Origin of the sequence: Sporosarcina gallistercoris, from assembly GCF_050459885.1 — a bacterium.
GTDB classification, from domain to species: Bacteria; Bacillota; Bacilli; order Bacillales_A; family Planococcaceae; genus Sporosarcina; species Sporosarcina gallistercoris_A.
In genome coordinates this window covers 19,010-36,293 of the sequence record NZ_JBCMNO010000019.1, presented here as the reverse complement: position 1 = coordinate 36,293, position 17,284 = coordinate 19,010, and the positions used below count along the sequence as shown (strand labels likewise).

The following is a 17,284-nucleotide window of genomic DNA, read 5'->3' as shown; positions in this document are numbered from 1 at the left end:
AACTCCACCTGCCCTTTATTTTCCATCCTCTACGAAAAGGATTGCAATCCTTTTTATCATCCGCATTGATAGCTATTTTCGCTATGAGCTCCATTTCCCCTGCCCGTTCATTCCCAAATCGATTTGCTTTGTCCGCATTATCGTCCAGCAGTTCCTCTATCCCTTAGAAATCAGATGGAGAAGTTTCACTTTTCTCGTTCTTGTCTTCACGCGCAAAAAGGCACATTCCTTACGATTGGCCATGATAATATGAACAGCGTTAACGACTATTTCAATGTCGACACAGCGATTTCCTTTCAAATATTAAAGGAGATACAAGTATCCAATATGGTAATTTCCATTTTCCAAGAAGACTAGGTAGTTAACAAGAAACGAGAAAAAACTATGATAAATGTAGTGACAACCTACATTTGTCATAGCCTTTTCCATTTATTCCGAGTGGTCCATTACGCTTCGCTTCGATTTAACTGGCTCACATACCGCGATCCAATTCCACAAGACGCCGGTAACGTGAAGAACTCACAAGAAGTTCTTCGTGCGTTCCCGCATCCGATAGTTCACCGGCTTCCAAAAACACGATATGGTCCATCAGTTCCATCCCCATCAAGTGATGAGTGATCCAGATGACTGTTTTCCCTTCCAGACTTTGCATCATCGTCTGAATGAGATCACGCTCTGTTTCAGGATCCAATCCGACTGCGGGTTCATCGACAATGACAATTGGCGTGTGGTTCAACAATATACGAGCTAACGCAATGCGTTGACGTTCCCCCCCGGAGAATCGACGTCCGGCTTCTTCCGTTTGGGTTTGAAGTCCATCAGGAAGTTTGCGGAGATAGTCCTCTAAGCCGACCTGACGGATTACTTGGTCAACTTCTTCCATTGTTGCAGAGGGATTTCCGAGACGAATATTATTTTCAATCGTTGTACCAAATAAATAAGGTTTTTGGTTTAATACACTTACGATTTGATGAATATTTTCGCCGTATCGTTCCGGTGATCTGCCTGCAATCCGTATCTCCCCTTCGTCCGGTTTCAACGCACCTAATAAAAGCTGAACAAGCGTCGATTTACCTGCACCACTTTTACCGAGAATCGCCACTTTTTTCCCTTGTTCAATTTCGAGAGTTGCATGTTTTAGCGCTTGTCTTTTTTCCGACTCATACCCGTAAGAAACATTCTGAACTTGGATATCTGCAGTAGTCGGCACATCATCCACTGTTTCAGTCGTTGTGAAAACCGACTGGGCTGTATCTTCCGTATGCTGTATACGAGCAAACGATTCTTGATAGGCAGGAATTCGTTCAACAGCATGTGAAATAGGGATCAGCGATTCGATGATTGGAAGTGTCACGAGCGTAAACGCGGCAATATAGGTTGGCAGAATGGTTCCATCTATCGCTTGCATCCCTGCCCAAACCCCTACAATCACGGTAATGAGTCCAGATATCAAATGCAGTTGGAATGTTCTATTCTGATCACGCTTTGCAAGCTTTTTGTCTGTCTCATAACTTACATTGCGCTCTGTCTTGAACTTATTCAGAAAATCAACAGTTCTGCTGCTAATGAGCCAATCTCGGATCCCATAGACGGCATCTCCAAGTGTATGATACAGCTTTGTATGTTGCTGTTTCGATTTCTGCTGGTGTTTTTTCATCATCAATAATGACAACATAGGATAGACGAAAGCGATCACACTCAAACAGAATCCGATGAACAGTCCGAACTTCCAATCGAACACTGAGACGGATACAGTTGCAAACACAAATATGAATAAGCCGCTAATCGTCGGGAATAGCGTACGGATGTACACATCTTGTAAATGTTCAATATCGTCTGCCAGTGTACCAAGTAAATCCCCTCGCTTAAAACGCGAGCGGATGAATAGCGCTTGCGGCTCCAATGCGCGGTATAACCGTACACGCATTTCAGACAACACTTTCAACACGGCGTTGTGACCTGTCATCCTTTCTGCATAACTGAAAGCTGCGCGTGACAAGCCGAATGCACGGACCAATACAATCGGGACGTAGACAAGTAATATCGTTTCAGGACGTTCAGAAGCAGCAGATATTAAATAACCCGATGCAAAAATAAGAAGTGCCGCAGACAAGGACGCACAAATGCCTAATAGAACAGTAACTGACATTAACTTCCAATATTTACTCATATATGGAGTAACGAAGCTTTTGACGTAATTCATAGCACCATCCCTTCCCATTGTGCACGGGCAAATTTGCTGTAGACACCGTCTTGTTCAGACAATTCTTTATGAGTTCCTTGTTCAGCAATCTGACCATTTTCCATGACAAGGATCCAGTCCATTTCTTTCATCCAGTGCAGACGATGTGTCGCAAAAAATACGAGACGGTCTTCCAAAATCGGCAGAAGCAATTGTTTGATTTCATGTTCGGTCTCGATATCCAAGTGGGCTGTCGGTTCATCCAATAACAAGACTGATGTATCCTCCAGCAACGCACGGGCAATCGCAACACGTTGTTCTTCCCCGCCGGAAAGTGGTCGTCCGCCTTGGCCGATCATCTCATCATATCCATTCGCCAGTTCACTGACCAGTTGCTCGAGTCCCGCAGCTTGTGCGGCTTTTATAACTGTGTTGTCACTCGCTTCGGGATGATAAAAACGAATGTTGTTTGCAAGTGTGTCAGAGAAAATCGTTGGGTGCTGTGGAATGTACGTCACTTGCTTGCGCCAAGAATCCGAAGCAAGAGAATCTATAGACTGTTCTCCAATCTTAAATTCACCACTTGTCGGCGAAGTGAATCCTGCCAACAGGTCAATGAGTGTGGACTTACCGGATCCTGAAGCACCGATAATCCCGATTTTTTGTGCACCAGTTACGGAAAATTGTACGTCTTTTGCAATTTCGATGTCATGATCTCCAAGTTTTCCAATAGAAATTGCCGAAAACTTACTTGCTTTAGTAACAGTCGGAACGATGACAGCGACTTGTTGAGCGGTTGCTTCAGATTCAGCAAGCAGTGAACGGATTTCATCCGCTGCGTCTTTTCCATCCATCGTCGCATGGAAATCAGCTCCCAAATCACGGACAGGTAAAAAATATTCAGGAGCTAATATGAGGATGACGAGTGCGGCTTCCAGTCCGATCCCTCCATTGATCAATCGCAGACCAAGTTCAACAGCCACCAACGCCACAGAAAGGCTTGAAAAGAAATCCAGTGAGAATGATGACAAAAAGGCATAACTTAACGAACGATTCGTCGCTACCCGGTATTTGTCACTCACTTCTTCGATTGCTTTCTCATGCGACTTGCTGCGCCCTAAAAACTTCAGTGTTTCAATTCCTTGAATGGAATCAGCAAAATGTCGGGAAAGCTGGCGGTATGTCCCCATTTGGTCGTCGATCTTTTTCTTGGAAACAATCCCGATCAAAATCAAGAAAATGATCAGAATCGGCATGACAAGGAACAGAGTCACGCCAGACATTAAATCGGACGTGACAATGTAAAGAAGAATGACCCCTGGGATGATTCCCATCGATAATGACCTTGGTATGAACAGTTCCACGTAATTACGGAATTTCGGGACACCTTCCAAGGTAAGGGTCAACAACGAACCGGAGCCTTGTCGTGCAATCATTCCCGTTCCATCCCTTAGGAGTGCTTCAGCTAACTGGTCTTGGTAAGAACGCGCAATTTCATCTGCAAACTTGAGCGCAATGCGTTCTTTCCCCCATTGGAGGGAATGACGAATCGCATGAGCGACAAAAAACACGGCAAGCGATATAACGGTCCCCTTCCATTCTAGCCCTTGAAACATCCGGGTAATGGCTGAAGACAAGGAGAGGGCTTGCAGGATGATGAAAGCCGCTTGAATGACTGTCAAGATTCCTACAAGCGCAAAGGTTTTCCTGCTGCCGTTATACCGTAGAAGATGTCGGTCCATCAATGTTCCATGTGCTCCACATCTTCTGTAATCCGTTTACGGAACACATAGTAACTCCAAATTGTATAGGCAATCACAATCGGCACCATTGTAAGCGCAACGAATGTCATTAATTTCAACGAATAGTCACCAGATGCTGCTGCCCGGATGGTCATGTTAAATGCAGAATCCAATGAGCTGATCATTACGTTCGGGAACAAACCGATAAAGAACGATGCCATCACTGCAACGAGGGTGATCCCTGTAATAGTGAAACTGAATGCTTCTCGTCCTTTTGCAATGAAGCGATGTAGGAACGCATATAATACGAAGACGACTGCAAATAGCGGTATCAGAATGGGTCCTCTGTCTGCGAACGCTTCTGTGTAAACAGCTGTTAACGCTACAAACGCTATTATGACAGCACCCGTTGCCCAATAGATCTTAAGTGCAGCCTCTTTTGCCCGTGTCCGAAGTGATCCTTCTGTTTTCAATGTCACAAACAGCAATCCATGTAAATAAGAAAGAAGTACAAACGCTGCTCCCCCTACCACGGTGTAGACATTGACGAAATCAGTGAATCCAGCGTAGATGTTCATGTCCGCATCCACCGGCATACCTTTCAACATACTGGAGAATAGGACACCTAATAGGAAAGGCGGCAGAATACTTCCCGCAAAGATTGCCCAATCCCAAGTTTTCACCCATTTGTCCGATTCGATTTTCTCTCTGAATTCGAACGCTACTCCGCGGGCGATCAACGCCATCAGCAACACGACAAACGGCAAGTAATATCCACTGAAAACCGTGGCATACCAATGTGGAAATGCTGCAAACATGGCTCCACCTGCAGTGATCAGCCACACTTCGTTCGCATCCCAGACAGGTCCAATCGTATGGATGAGCATCTTTTTATCTGTTTCATTTTTGGCTAAGAATTTCAAACTCATTCCGACACCAAAGTCAAACCCTTCTAGAAATATGAACCCTATGAACAAAACAGCGATGAGCACAAACCATAATTCACTTAGAGCCATTAGACACACCTCCTACATTAAACGGATCTGTTACGGATACGTCTTTTTGCTTACGCTCTTCAGGTCCGAGTTGAATGACCTTCACAAATAATACAACCATGATAATCCCGAGGATCGCATAGATTGTAGAGAATGAAATGAGTGAAAACAATATCTGTCCTGCCGAGACGTTAGGCGAAACACCATCCGCAGTCTTCATAAGACCGTTGACGACCCATGGTTGACGACCGATTTCAGACATGATCCAACCGAATGAGTTCCCGATGAACGGTAGGAAGATGACTGGAATCATCACTTTCAAATACCACGTAGTGGCAGCGATTTTTTTGCGGAACAGTAGGAACAGTCCAAGAATACTAGCCACTACGAGAGCTCCACCCGTTCCCGCCATGATCCGGAAACTCCAGAATGTCGTTTTCACAGGAGGAATGTAATCTCCCTCTCCATACTTCTCAATCATTTGCTTTTCTAGACTTTCCATTCCTAATACTTTACCTGAAAATTCATTGTATGTTAGATAGCTTAGTAAATAAGGAATTTCGATTCGTCCAGTTGTGACACGGTTTTCGGTATCAATATTACCGATAAGTGTCCATGCTGCCGGGTCTCCACTATCTTGCCAGAGTCCTTCTGCAGCAGCCATTTTCATTGGTTGAGCATGCATCAGGTACTGTGCTTGGGAGTGACCTGTCAATGCAAGACCTAACCCACCAACAAATCCAACGAGTAAACCGATGGCGATTGACTTCTTAAAGAAATCAACTTGGCGCTTCTTAATAAGATAGAACGCACTTACTCCGACAACAAAGAACGCACCTGTTGCAATACTGCCGAAAATGGTATGAGGAAATGCTACCCACAATTTCTCGTTTGTTAAAAGTGCAACAATGTCGTTCATTTCGGCACGTCCATTTTGAAGAACATAGCCTACTGGATTTTGCATGAAAGAGTTTGCTGCTAAAATCCAAAAAGCTGAAAGGATCGTTCCGATCGAAACGAGCCATATAGAAGCTAAGTGCATTTTTTTAGATAGTTTGTGCGCTCCGAAGATCCAGATTCCGATGAATGTAGACTCCAGGAAAAACGCGAGCAATGCTTCTACTGCTAATGGAGCACCGAATATATCTCCAACAAATCTGGAATAGGTCGACCAGTTCATCCCGAATTGGAACTCCTGGAAAATCCCTGTTACGACCCCAATCGCGAAGTTAATAAGAAAGAACACACTCCAAAACTTCGTCATTTTCATATATATCTCTTGTTTTTTTACAACGTAGAGCGTTTGCATGATCGCTATGATCAGCGCCAATCCGATAGACAACGGGACAAATATAAAGTGAAACAATGTTGTCGATGCGAACTGGATCCGTGCAAGTAAAACTTCTTCCATCTCTACCTCTCCCCTCAATCTCAATCTCAATCTGTCTCCATTATAAATTAAACGTTAAAATACTTTGTGAGCAATTAGCGTATGATCTGTTACAAACCTCAAAACTTCAGGGGGGTTCCGGGGTCTAATGTTGAAATGTTGTCACAAGGTCCGTTTTTTCGGGAATTTCTTCTTCCGAGAATAGAATTGTTGCAACTCTAACTATCTGTTAATAATAACTTCTCCTTAACGATAATTATTCTAAACAAAATGCTAGCTATCTAAGAAACGCTCTGCTATAGTTAGTTTAAAGCTTCACAAACCTTTATGTAGGAGGAATACACATGAACAATAATGAGAATGAGTCTCGTAAAAAGTTAACTACTGCTGCTGGTGCACCTGTAGTTGATAATCAAAATTCAATGTCAGCAGGTCCAAGAGGTCCTCTGCTGCTTCAAGACGTATGGCTTATCGAAAAACTTGCGCATTTCGATCGGGAAGTCATTCCTGAACGTCGCATGCATGCAAAAGGATCAGGTGCATACGGTACTTTCACTGTGACAAATGACATTACAAAATACACGAAAGCTAAGATCTTCTCTGAAGTCGGTAAGAAGACAGAGATGTTTGCACGATTTTCAACGGTTGCAGGTGAACGGGGTGCAGCTGATGCAGAACGTGACATCCGCGGATTCTCATTGAAATTCTATACTGAAGAAGGAAACTGGGATATGGTCGGAAATAACACACCAGTCTTCTTCTTTAGAGATCCACTTCAATTTCCGGACTTAAATCACGCAGTCAAACGAGATCCACGAACCAATCTAAGAAGTGCCACAAACAACTGGGATTTCTGGACATCACTCCCTGAAGCACTCCATCAAATCACGATTTTGATGAGTGAACGCGGAATCCCGCGCACTTATCGTCACATGCACGGTTTCGGCAGCCATACGTATAGCTTTATCAGCCCTGATAACGAGCGTTACTATGTGAAGTTCCATTTCCGTTCACAACAAGGAATTGAAAACCTTTCCGATGAAGAAGCCAGCAAAACAATTGCTACCGATCGCGAAAGCCATCAGCGCGATTTGCTTTTGAGCATCGACAACGGAGATTTCCCGAAATGGAAAATGTACGTTCAAGTGATGACAGAAGAACAAGCAGCAAATATGCCTTACAATCCGTTCGACTTAACAAAAGTTTGGTATAAAGGCGACTTCCCTCTTATTGAAGTGGGTGAATTCGAACTGAATAGAAATCCAGAGAACTATTTTGCAGAAGTTGAGCAAGCTGCTTTTACACCAGCTGCAGTCGTTCCAGGCATCAGTTTTTCACCAGATAAGATGTTGCAAGCCCGACTCTTCTCTTATGGGGATGCACAACGTTACCGTTTAGGTGTCAATCATCACCAAATCCCAGTCAATGCGCCTAAATGTCCGTTCCACAGTTTCCATCGTGACGGTCAAATGCGTGTAGACGGTAATCATGGCAGCAGAACTTCTTACGAGCCCAACAGTGTAGGTGAGTGGCAAGAGCAACCTGATTTCAGGGAACCTCCTTTGAAGCTGCATGGTGCTGCAGATCACTGGAACTTCCGTGAAGATGATGATGATTACTTCACTCAACCAGGAAAGCTGTTCAATCTTATGGACGACGAACAAAAACAGCTCCTATTCCGGAACACAGCGGATAACATGGGCGATGCACCCGAAGAAATCAAATTGAAACACATCAAGCACTGCTATCACGCGGATCCAGCTTATGGTGAAGGTGTTGCGAAAGCACTCGACATTTCGATGAATGATGTTCTTGTCAACTAAGTGATTGCCTGAGGCCAACAAATGAAAAAAGAACGTACAGAGGATTTACAATCCCTGTACGTTCCAGACTGTAGACAAAAGGGTTGGAAATCGAAATGATTTCCAACCCTTTTAGTTTTTGTTCGTATAAATCTGCAACTCATCTAGAGCCGTTGATCTCCGTTCCGGTCGGACGCTTTCCAGGGGGCTTGCCCTCAGCCTCCTCGTCGCTTTGCTCCTGCGGGGTCTTCGCGCTGCGCTGATCCCCCAGGAGTCGCCGACCTGCTCTCCAATCAACTCGATGTCCCATAGGATATTCCATATGTATGTGCATTTTCCCTTACAGATGGGATCCATGTCCAGCTGACAAGTTTCTTCAAATTTTGGGCAGCGAAAGTAAGCATCGCCTGCATAGACATTTTTTTAAGTCCCCTCAGGGTTGTCCATCGCATACCATGCTTCTCCTTGGCATCGGCAAAGACTCGTTCAACCGTCTCTTTGCGTTTTCCGTATATTTCTTTGATTTCATAATGGTGTCTCAAGTCTTCTGCTACATCTAGATAGTCTTGCCAGATATGACGCTGTATCAGCTTTTGTTGATTTTTACTTTTCGTACACTGATCGATTACTGGACAAGATGCACAAATGGAAGGTGTCGATGCGTATTGGCGATATCCTTCCTTCGTTGTCGTACGGTAATTGAGCGCTTGTCCTTCTGGACAAAGATAACAATCGAAATGCTCATCATAAACGTACTCATTTTTCTTGAAGAAGCCTTCCTTTGTCATTGGCCGTTTATAAGGAAGCACCGGCAATATCTGATTTTCTAGGAGAAAGTTTGCAATAGCTGGTGTCTTATAGGCAGCGTCAGCGGCGACAGCCAGTGGACGTTTTCCTTATCGATAATTTTCTGGACCAGCGGTTGAAGCATATTGCTATCGTGAACATTACCTGGAGTAACGATATTTGCGAGTACAAATCCTCTTTCATCCGTGGCTGCGTGAAAGGAATAAGCAAACTGCTTTGTTCGCTCATCTTTTACATAGTAGCCACTTTCCGGATCCGTTGTAGACTCCTTGATTTCTTTATGCTCATCCTTTTCAAACTTCTCTGGTGGAAATGGTTTCTTCCCGTTCTTCTCACGATCTATGTTGAGCTCTTCTTGAAGCTTTTGCTCATAAGCTCTGCTCTCTTTACGGACGACTTTCTTTTGGAACTTCCGTTTGTTTGCACTTGCTTTCACGTGTGTCGAATCGATAAAAACGTGTTCCGAGCTAAGTAGCCCACGATCTGCGACTTCCTTTAGTACTTGATAGAAGATCTGTTCGAATAGATCTGTATCTGCAAAACGGCGGACGTAGTTTTTTCCGAATGTAGAGAAATGAGGAACCTCTGTGTGAAAACCGAATCCAAGAAACCAGCGATAGGCCATATTGGTTTCAATTTCTTTGATGGTCTGACGCATCGAGCGAATACCAAAGGTATATTGAATGAATGTCATTTCAATGAGTACAACTGGATCTATGCTGGGTCTCCCAAATAATGAATATAGATCTTCAACCAATGGATAAATGAAAGAAAAATCAATTGCTGCATCTAATTTACGAACCAGATGGTCTTGTGGAACTAACTGTTCTATTGTAAGCATTTCCATCTGTTCCCGTTCATTAACTTGATTCTTCGTCATCAATTCCATCACCTCATTTGATAGTTGGGAGATTCCGTTGATTGTAGCGGAGAGCGGCGACTCCGTAGGGATCAGCGAAAGCTGTGACGAAGAACAGCTTTTGCGAGTAAAAGCGAAGCGTTAGGAGCACGTGTTTTCGAAGACCCTGGACTGAGCAAAGCGAGGGAAGCGGCTGAGAGCAAGCCCCTCGGAAAGCGTCCGCTCGCAGCGAAAATCAACTTTTTCTAGTTAATACTATTGTAAAAGAAAAAAGACTGTAGGCACCCCCCCTGATTACTGGAGTTTGTCTACAGTATGGAACGTACAGAGGATTTACAATCCCTGTACGTTCTTTTTCATTTGTGTAATTCAGAAACAGTGACGAACTTGTAACCCTGACTTTTTAAATAAGCCATGACATTATCCAATCCATCTGCTGTCGACTGATGAATATCATGCATTAATATGGTACTTCCATCTTTGGTCGACTTTTTCACTTCTTCAAGAAGTTTAGTAGAATCCCGATACTTCCAGTCTAAGGTATCCACATTCCACAATACGATAGGCGGGATCCTTTGCTTGCTCAGCTGATCTGTATACGCACCATACGGAGGACGGAAAACTGTCGGTTTCTCACCAGTCACTTTTTGAATGATATCAGTGGTCCGGTTAATTTCTTCTAATGCCTTAGCTAATGGCATTTTACTTAAATCGGGATGATTCCAAGAATGATTCCCAATTTCATGTCCAGATGCTTTTACGGCTTTAGCCGCATCTTGATAATATTCTACTCGGCTTCCCAACATGAAAAATGTAGCTTTTGCATTATACTTTTTCAACGTCTCTAAAATCTGGATTGTGGATTTAGGGTCGGGACCGTCATCGAATGTAAGTGCAATTTTTTTCTCGCCAGTTTTCTCTGCTTGAGTTGGACTTTTCTCGTTTCCAGACTCTTGCTCCTCTTTGCCATTTACATTGTCAGCTTCGCTTTCCAAATCCTTCTCTCCTGTAGAATCCTCTTTCTTTGAAGTGTCAGATTGGTTGTCTTCATCCCCACTAGTTGGAGATGCTGATACCACTTGGTACTCCGGTTTCAACAAATCATTCATATCTCCTATTGGGATCATGGCAATTTGCGGGCCAGCCTTCACATCTTTCAAAGACCCGCTTTCAAAATAGAAGAACATGAACTTCTCAGAGATTGCAAAATTCTCAAAGTTTTTCCACTCAGGTTCAGTACGGATCTGCATTTTGTCAAGAATCAATCCTTCGCTCAACTTCTCTGAATGCTGGATTTTCTCTCTCACTCGATCCGTAATCTTTTGCAACGTAGTCGTGTCTTCTTTAAAAACTGTTTGAATATCCAGCTGTTCACCCGATTTTGAATTCAAATGAAATGACTCAATTTCTGATAGACGTTTTTGTCCTTGAAGATACTCATTATTCATCAATACAAAGGAATAGTTCCCTTTCTTGTCAACATGCGTCTCATAAGAAATATTTAGTTCACTTTTCCGCTTGTTATTTTCAATTTCCACATTGCGGATAGCTTGTAAATAGTTTTTCTTTGCCTGGTGGATATATGTAGAGACATGATTATTGAACTCTTCATTTTTACTTTGTGGATACTGAATGGCATATTTCCCTAAAGGGTCATTAGAGGTTTCGGTAATGATTTTAATACCTTCGTATTTTGAGTCTGATTTGTCCACGACTACCGCATCTTTATCGGATGATTGGCTTATGGCGGATTTTAAATGACTACCAGAACTTCCTTTTGTGAAAATCAGCACAATGGCTGTCATTGCTAAAAACACAATGATGGTTGTCAGTAACACGTCGATTAATTTAAATCTTCTATTTCTGAAAGTTTTCTTCATAACTGTAAAACCCCTTCATAGCGTACTTCCAAGTAATTAAAGGCCATTTTCTCAACAGTATTTCTTTCCCATGGTAAATTATTGTTTCTATATCCATACTAAATACTAGTATAAAAGTTGATAGAATACAATTGTTTCTAGTCGAATTTTGTTCACTTTTTTAGATTGGTGTTTTATGATATACTGTCATAGTCCCGGATCTTGCACATGCGGGTTTCTTTTATGTGTAAAAAACTGTAATTGTACCGGGCCGACTGTTTTACCCTATTGCAAAGTGAAAAAACAGAAGGTGGTTAGAACCATGGAAAGAGAAAATTATCGAGTATTGTTGTTTTACAAGTACGTTCAAATTGAAGATCCAGAAACATTTGCAGTCGAGCATCTGCAATTTTGTAAAGAAACGGGCTTGAAAGGCAGGATCTTGGTTGGAGAAGAAGGTATTAACGGAACATGCTCAGGTACCATTGCACAAACCGATGCGTATATGGCACACATGAAAAATGATCCTCGATTCGAGGACCTTTGGTTTAAAATAGATGAATCTGACGGTCATGCATTCAAAAAAATGCACGTCCGCCCACGTAAGGAAATCGTCAACCTGAGTTTAGAAGATGATGTCAACCCTTTAGAAACCACAGGGACTTACCTTGCTCCTGAAGAATTTTTGGAACAAATGCAAGATGAAAATACAGTGGTCATTGACGCTCGAAATGACTATGAGTATGACATTGGTCATTTCCGGGGAGCAATTCGACCGGATATCGAAAACTTCCGTGATTTACCTGATTGGGTGCGCGAAAACAAAGAACAGCTTGAAGGTAAGAAAGTTCTTGCTTATTGCACAGGTGGGATACGATGTGAAAAATTCACAGGTTGGTTGAAGCGAGAAGGATTCGAAGATGTAGGACAGTTGCATGGCGGTATCGTCACTTACGGTAAAGACCCAGTTGCGAAAGGCCAATTATGGGACGGCCAATGTTATGTATTCGATGAACGGATTGCAGTTCCTGTAAACCAGGTTGAACACGTCATTGTTGGACGCGATCATTTTGATGGCACGCCATGTGAACGTTATGTAAACTGCGCAAATCCTGAATGTAATGCAAAAATCCTTTGCTCAGAAGAAAATGAACATATGTACATGCGCAGTTGTTCAGATGAATGCCGTACACATCCGCGCAACCGCTATTTTGTGGAGCATGATCTAACTAAAGAAGAATTCAACGAACGGTTAGCGGCAATTGAAGCTCATCGTGCTGAAACACACGTATCATAATGAATGAAAATGGCGCATAGACGGCACCATCCGACTATGCGTTTTTCTATGCCTGAATTCCCCTTTTTTTCTGTTGTTAGTCTAGGAACATTTCCTACCTAATTCACGTCATAGATTCAAGCACTAAATTGGAGGATACACAAATGGAATGGAGAAATATTTACAGAGGCTTTTTAATGGGTATCAGTGATTTAATACCAGGAGTCAGCGGTGGAACCATCGCATTTTTGTTAGGAATTTATGATCGCTTGCTCATTTCGATCAATGGCGTATTCAGTAAACATTGGCGCAAACACATCGGCTTCCTTGTGCCGCTTGCGATCGGTATGGGAACGACGATTGTATTGTTTAGCCGAGTCATAAAATTTTTGTTAGCGAATTACTTTGCGCCAACTCAATTCTTTTTCATCGGATTAATAATCGGTGTTTTGCCTTTTATGGCGAAACAAGCGAAGATCAAAACCACTTTTAACTTGTGGCATTATCTTGTTCTAGTGATAGTCGGTGTTTTATTAGCGATGACTGCGTTCATAAAACCGGCCGACTCTACACTCATCACATCTTTAACGCCCACTACTACACTAATTCTATTCCTTTCCGGCTGGGCTGCAAGCACAGCCATGTTATTACCAGGAATTAGCGGCTCTTTTGTACTTCTATTGCTCGGTGTGTATTCAACTGCTATCGGCGCCATATCCGATTTTAACATTCCGATCATCATTGTAATTGGATTGGGCGTGACTTTAGGCTTCCTGATCAGCAGTAAGGTCATTCACTATCTCCTCAACCATCATGCGACAATGACGTTTTCAATCATCATCGGATTAATTATCGGATCTGTTTTTGTCATTTATCCTGGCGTGCCTGAAAGCGGTACTCCATTCGTTATGAGCGCTGTTTCACTAATCATGGGACTTCTCGTTTCGAACCTATTCAGCCCACCAGAGGCGGACCCAGAAATTTAGTAAATAAAAGCCCAGAAGATCTTATCTTCTGGGCTTTTGTTTGTTAGATTATGAAAAGACACTTGTACTATGCAATGGTTGTACACGGGCTTTAGGATCGACGTAAGCTTTCGCATTATTTACAGCAATTGGAGCTTCACCAAGTCCAACAGCAATCAGTTTTACTTTGCCGTCGTAACTAGTGATATCACCAGCTGCGTAAATTCCATCAATATTTGTTTCCATGCGGGTATTCACGACTATGGAATTCTTATCCATCTCCAGACCCCATTCTTTAATAGGTCCTAAAGAAGAGATGTTACCATAGTTGACAATGACATGATCCATCGGCAATATTTCTTCAGTACCGTCTTTGTGAATAATTTGAACTTCATTCACTTTACCATCTTCTCCGCGCAACGACTTTACCGAGCGAGAAGTCATGACATTGACTTTGGATTCCATCAACTGGTTGACACTCGTTTCGTGTGCTGTGAAGCGCTCGCGACGGTGTACCAGTGAAACTTTATCCGCAATGTCCTCAAGCATTAAGGCCCAGTCAACTGCCGAGTCGCCGCCACCACATACAAGTACTTGTTGTCCTTTGAACATCGCTAAGTCTTTGATGCTATAGTGCAAACTCGTATTTTCGAAATGGACTTCTTCTTCAATTCCGATTTTCCGCGGCTGGAATGCCCCGATTCCTGCAGTTAACAAAATTGTTCTTGTTAAATGCTCCCCTTTGTCCGTTTTCAAAACAAAATGGTCTCCTTCACGAGTCGCGGAAAGAGCGGCTTCCCCAAGAAGAATTTCAGGGTTGGAATGATGCGCCTGTGTCACCAAATTGGCAACGAGATCTTTCGCAAGGATTTTTGGGAATCCTCCAACATCATATATATATTTATCGGGATATAGCTCGATAAGCTGTCCTCCCAGTTGAGGTAGGCTATCGATGATTTTCACTGACATTTCACGCATACCTGCATAGAAAGAGGCAAAAAGACCTGTCGGCCCTCCGCCAATGATCGTAATATCGACGATTTCTCGATCCATTGAAAACACTCCATTACTGAAAAATTTTGTAGAACATCCGGACGTTCTGTTGTTTCGACGCCCAACCATTCGGTTCTACGTTTATTATCCACTATTTTAAGAAGAATTTCACGTTATTTGAACGCATTTACAACTTTTTTAGTTGTTTTTTGACGTTTCTTCTACTTTTTCCACATTATTTCTGCAGAACGCAAGCACTTCTTCGAGTTCTTCTTGCTCCAACTCGAAATCCATTGCTTGCTCCGTTCCTTTTTTAAAGAAATAACTAGCCATTATCTTATCGTCCTCACCGTCAACGACATAGATCGTCCGGATTCCCGCAGTATCTTCTTCTAACAATTCGTCATCTTCTTCAAACTCCAGAAACAGATGGAATTCATATCGCTTCCCCGTAAGGATGCCTGTCGGGTCTTTCAATTCTGAAACTGTAAACTGAATAATATTCATAAGTAAGTTGTATTCCCTTCTTGAATCAATTTAACATTCGTTCATGCGTACATGCTCTCATCATACCATGATAAACAGGTTGAGGATACATTTACACTTTTTTCTCTGAAAACTTCCTTTTCGGAGGATACTTTTTGCATTTTCCTAGATTTTCAGGAACAATAGAAAGGAATGCATATTATTACTAGAGCGGAGGAAGATTATGATTACGTTTGACGAGTATCAGTACACACGGCCTGAAATGGAAGATATCAAAAAAGAATTCACTGAACTTTTGGATGAATTCCACAAGTCCGATTCATACGAAACACAAAACACAGTGATCGAAAAGATCAATTCGATCGGTAATGACTATTCAACTCAATTGAACCTTGCTTATATCAGGTCTTCCATCGACACCAATGATGACTATTACCAACAAGAGCGGGATTATTTTGATGAAGTCAGTCCTGAATTCCAAGGTCTTTCCACAGAATTTTACAAGGCATTGATCACTTCAAAATTCCGGTCAGAGCTAGAGGAAAAATGGGGATCTCAATTATTTGCTCTAGCAGAACATGCCATCCGTGCATTTTCTCCGGAAGTGATGCCCCTTCTTCAGCAAGAAAATAAACTGACTTCAGAGTACGCTAAACTTGTAGCTTCCGCACAAATCGAATTTGACGGTAAAGAGCTGACACTTGCCCAACTTGGCCCTTATATGGAATCGACTGATCGCTCCATTCGTAAAGAGGCGATGACTGCTCAGTACTCGTTCTACGAAAAAAATGAAGACAAGTTTGATGGAATTTACGACCGTCTTGTCAAACTTCGGGATGAAATTGCGAAGAAGTTAGGATTTGCGACATTCACTGAATTAGGATATGTAAGAATGTCCCGAGTCGGATATGATGCTGAAATGGTTAAAAATTTCCGTGATCAAGTGCGGGATTACATCGTTCCAGTGGCTAACAAGTTATATGATCGCCAAGCCTCACGAATTGGCGTCGAAAATCTGAAATTCTACGATCAATCACTCGATTTCCTGACAGGCAATGCAGTTCCACAGGGATCGCCAGAATGGATCATTGAACAAGGCAAGGAAATGTATAAAGAATTGTCACCAGAAACGGATGAGTTCTTTTCGTATATGACTGAAAAGAAATTATTGGATCTCGTTGCGAAAAAAGGAAAAGAAGCGGGCGGGTATTGTACGTTCATCGACAACTACGATTCTCCGTTCATCTTCTCGAACTTTAATGGGACTTCCGGAGACATCGATGTGCTGACTCACGAAGCAGGACATGCGTTCCAAGTCTATTCAAGCCGTAACATCGGAATTCCTGAATATGTTTGGCCGACGAGTGAAGGCGCAGAAGTTCACTCGATGAGTATGGAATTCTTCACATGGCCGTGGATGGAATTGTTCTTTAATGAACAAACCGATAAATATAAATTTTCTCATTTGAGCAGCGGCCTTCTATTTCTGCCCTATGGTGTAGCAGTCGACGAATTCCAACATGAGGTGTATAACAATCCAGAAATGTCCCCAGCTGAGCGTAAAGCGGCTTGGAAGCGTATTGAAGGGATTTACTTACCGAAGCGAGATTACGATGGAAACGAGTATTTGGAAAGCGGAGGCATTTGGCAGCGCCAAGCACATATTTATGAAATTCCGTTTTACTATATCGATTATACATTAGCACAAATATGTGCGTTCCAGTTTTGGAAAAAGGATCGCGAGAACCACGAATCTGCATGGAATGATTACGTGCGCCTTTGTAAACTAGGAGGTTCCAAGTCATTCACTGAATTAGTCAAAGAAGCGAATCTGATCTCTCCTTTTGAAGATGGATGCGTTGAATCGGTCGTGGGTACCATCGAGGAATGGCTGGATACAGTGGACGATAAAGCTCTATAGGGTTGAA

At 42.6% G+C, this 17,284-nt stretch carries 11 protein-coding genes and 1 pseudogene; 4 read left to right on the top strand and 8 right to left on the bottom strand.

What is annotated here, in order from left to right; all coding sequences use genetic code 11:
* Positions 1-472 precede the first annotated feature (472 nt).
* From cydC to ABE021_RS12130, 4 genes are read right to left on the bottom strand one after another with little or no spacing between them, the layout of a single operon-like run.
* Entirely contained in the window at positions 473-2,203 is a 1,731-nt protein-coding gene (gene cydC / locus ABE021_RS12145) for a thiol reductant ABC exporter subunit CydC (protein ID WP_430288975.1), read from the bottom strand.
* Positions 2,200-3,924, bottom strand: a complete 1,725-nt coding sequence (gene cydD, locus ABE021_RS12140) for a thiol reductant ABC exporter subunit CydD (RefSeq protein WP_430288974.1) — start codon at positions 3,922-3,924, stop codon at positions 2,200-2,202. The genes cydC and cydD overlap by 4 nt, the downstream gene beginning before the upstream one ends.
* A complete protein-coding gene (cydB, locus tag ABE021_RS12135; RefSeq protein ID WP_430288973.1) occupies positions 3,924-4,940 on the bottom strand; it encodes a cytochrome d ubiquinol oxidase subunit II in 1,017 nt (338 codons plus the stop codon). Before cydB ends, cydD begins: the two co-directional genes overlap by 1 nt.
* Entirely contained in the window at positions 4,927-6,330 is a 1,404-nt protein-coding gene (locus ABE021_RS12130; RefSeq protein ID WP_430288971.1) for a cytochrome ubiquinol oxidase subunit I, read from the bottom strand. The genes cydB and ABE021_RS12130 overlap by 14 nt, the downstream gene beginning before the upstream one ends.
* A gap of 323 nt (positions 6,331-6,653) precedes the next feature.
* Between ABE021_RS12130 and ABE021_RS12125 the strand changes: the two genes are divergently transcribed.
* Entirely contained in the window at positions 6,654-8,132 is a 1,479-nt protein-coding gene (locus ABE021_RS12125; protein WP_430288970.1) for a catalase, read from the top strand.
* Between the two features lie 272 nt (positions 8,133-8,404).
* Here ABE021_RS12125 and ABE021_RS12120 read toward each other — a convergent pair.
* Together ABE021_RS12120 and ABE021_RS12115 are read right to left on the bottom strand one after the other, a co-directional pair.
* Positions 8,405-9,801: pseudogene (locus tag ABE021_RS12120) on the bottom strand (IS1182 family transposase).
* A gap of 332 nt (positions 9,802-10,133) precedes the next feature.
* Complete coding sequence (locus ABE021_RS12115; RefSeq protein ID WP_430288969.1) at positions 10,134-11,657, bottom strand: polysaccharide deacetylase family protein; 1,524 nt, start codon at positions 11,655-11,657, stop codon at positions 10,134-10,136.
* A 301-nt stretch (positions 11,658-11,958) separates the two neighbouring features.
* Here ABE021_RS12115 and ABE021_RS12110 point away from each other — a divergent pair, with 301 nt between their 5' ends.
* Complete coding sequence (locus ABE021_RS12110; RefSeq protein WP_430288968.1) at positions 11,959-12,933, top strand: rhodanese-related sulfurtransferase; 975 nt, start codon at positions 11,959-11,961, stop codon at positions 12,931-12,933.
* A 143-nt stretch (positions 12,934-13,076) separates the two neighbouring features.
* The gene (locus ABE021_RS12105; protein WP_430288967.1) at positions 13,077-13,898 is read left to right on the top strand and encodes a DUF368 domain-containing protein; all 822 of its coding nucleotides are present in this window, start codon (positions 13,077-13,079) and stop codon (positions 13,896-13,898) included.
* A gap of 48 nt (positions 13,899-13,946) precedes the next feature.
* Here the strand turns inward: ABE021_RS12105 and ABE021_RS12100 are convergent, their stop codons facing one another.
* Together ABE021_RS12100 and ABE021_RS12095 are read right to left on the bottom strand one after the other, a co-directional pair.
* Complete coding sequence (locus ABE021_RS12100; RefSeq protein ID WP_430288966.1) at positions 13,947-14,930, bottom strand: NAD(P)/FAD-dependent oxidoreductase; 984 nt, start codon at positions 14,928-14,930, stop codon at positions 13,947-13,949.
* 138 nt (positions 14,931-15,068) lie between these two features.
* Complete coding sequence (locus ABE021_RS12095; protein WP_430288965.1) at positions 15,069-15,377, bottom strand: DUF6509 family protein; 309 nt, start codon at positions 15,375-15,377, stop codon at positions 15,069-15,071.
* Positions 15,378-15,579: 202 nt separating this feature from the next.
* Here ABE021_RS12095 and ABE021_RS12090 point away from each other — a divergent pair, with 202 nt between their 5' ends.
* Positions 15,580-17,277 (top strand): M3 family oligoendopeptidase, encoded by a 1,698-nt coding sequence (locus ABE021_RS12090; protein ID WP_430288964.1) that lies wholly within the window; start codon positions 15,580-15,582, stop codon positions 17,275-17,277.
* Positions 17,278-17,284 lie beyond the last annotated feature (7 nt).

Bases quoted from the DNA above. Each gene is read 5' to 3' on its own strand.
- ABE021_RS12130 (WP_430288971.1), bottom strand. From the start codon at position 6,330: ATGGAAGAAGTTTTACTTGCACGGATCCAGTTCGCATCGACAACATTG.
- ABE021_RS12100 (WP_430288966.1), bottom strand. From the start codon at position 14,930: ATGGATCGAGAAATCGTCGATATTACGATCATTGGCGGAGGGCCGACA.
- ABE021_RS12125 (WP_430288970.1), top strand. From the start codon at position 6,654: ATGAACAATAATGAGAATGAGTCTCGTAAAAAGTTAACTACTGCTGCT.
- ABE021_RS12105 (WP_430288967.1), top strand. From the start codon at position 13,077: ATGGAATGGAGAAATATTTACAGAGGCTTTTTAATGGGTATCAGTGAT.
- ABE021_RS12110 (WP_430288968.1), top strand. From the start codon at position 11,959: ATGGAAAGAGAAAATTATCGAGTATTGTTGTTTTACAAGTACGTTCAA.
- cydB (WP_430288973.1), bottom strand. From the start codon at position 4,940: ATGGCTCTAAGTGAATTATGGTTTGTGCTCATCGCTGTTTTGTTCATA.
- ABE021_RS12115 (WP_430288969.1), bottom strand. From the start codon at position 11,657: ATGAAGAAAACTTTCAGAAATAGAAGATTTAAATTAATCGACGTGTTA.
- cydC (WP_430288975.1), bottom strand. From the start codon at position 2,203: ATGAATTACGTCAAAAGCTTCGTTACTCCATATATGAGTAAATATTGG.
- ABE021_RS12095 (WP_430288965.1), bottom strand. From the start codon at position 15,377: ATGAATATTATTCAGTTTACAGTTTCAGAATTGAAAGACCCGACAGGC.
- cydD (WP_430288974.1), bottom strand. From the start codon at position 3,924: ATGGACCGACATCTTCTACGGTATAACGGCAGCAGGAAAACCTTTGCG.
- ABE021_RS12090 (WP_430288964.1), top strand. From the start codon at position 15,580: ATGATTACGTTTGACGAGTATCAGTACACACGGCCTGAAATGGAAGAT.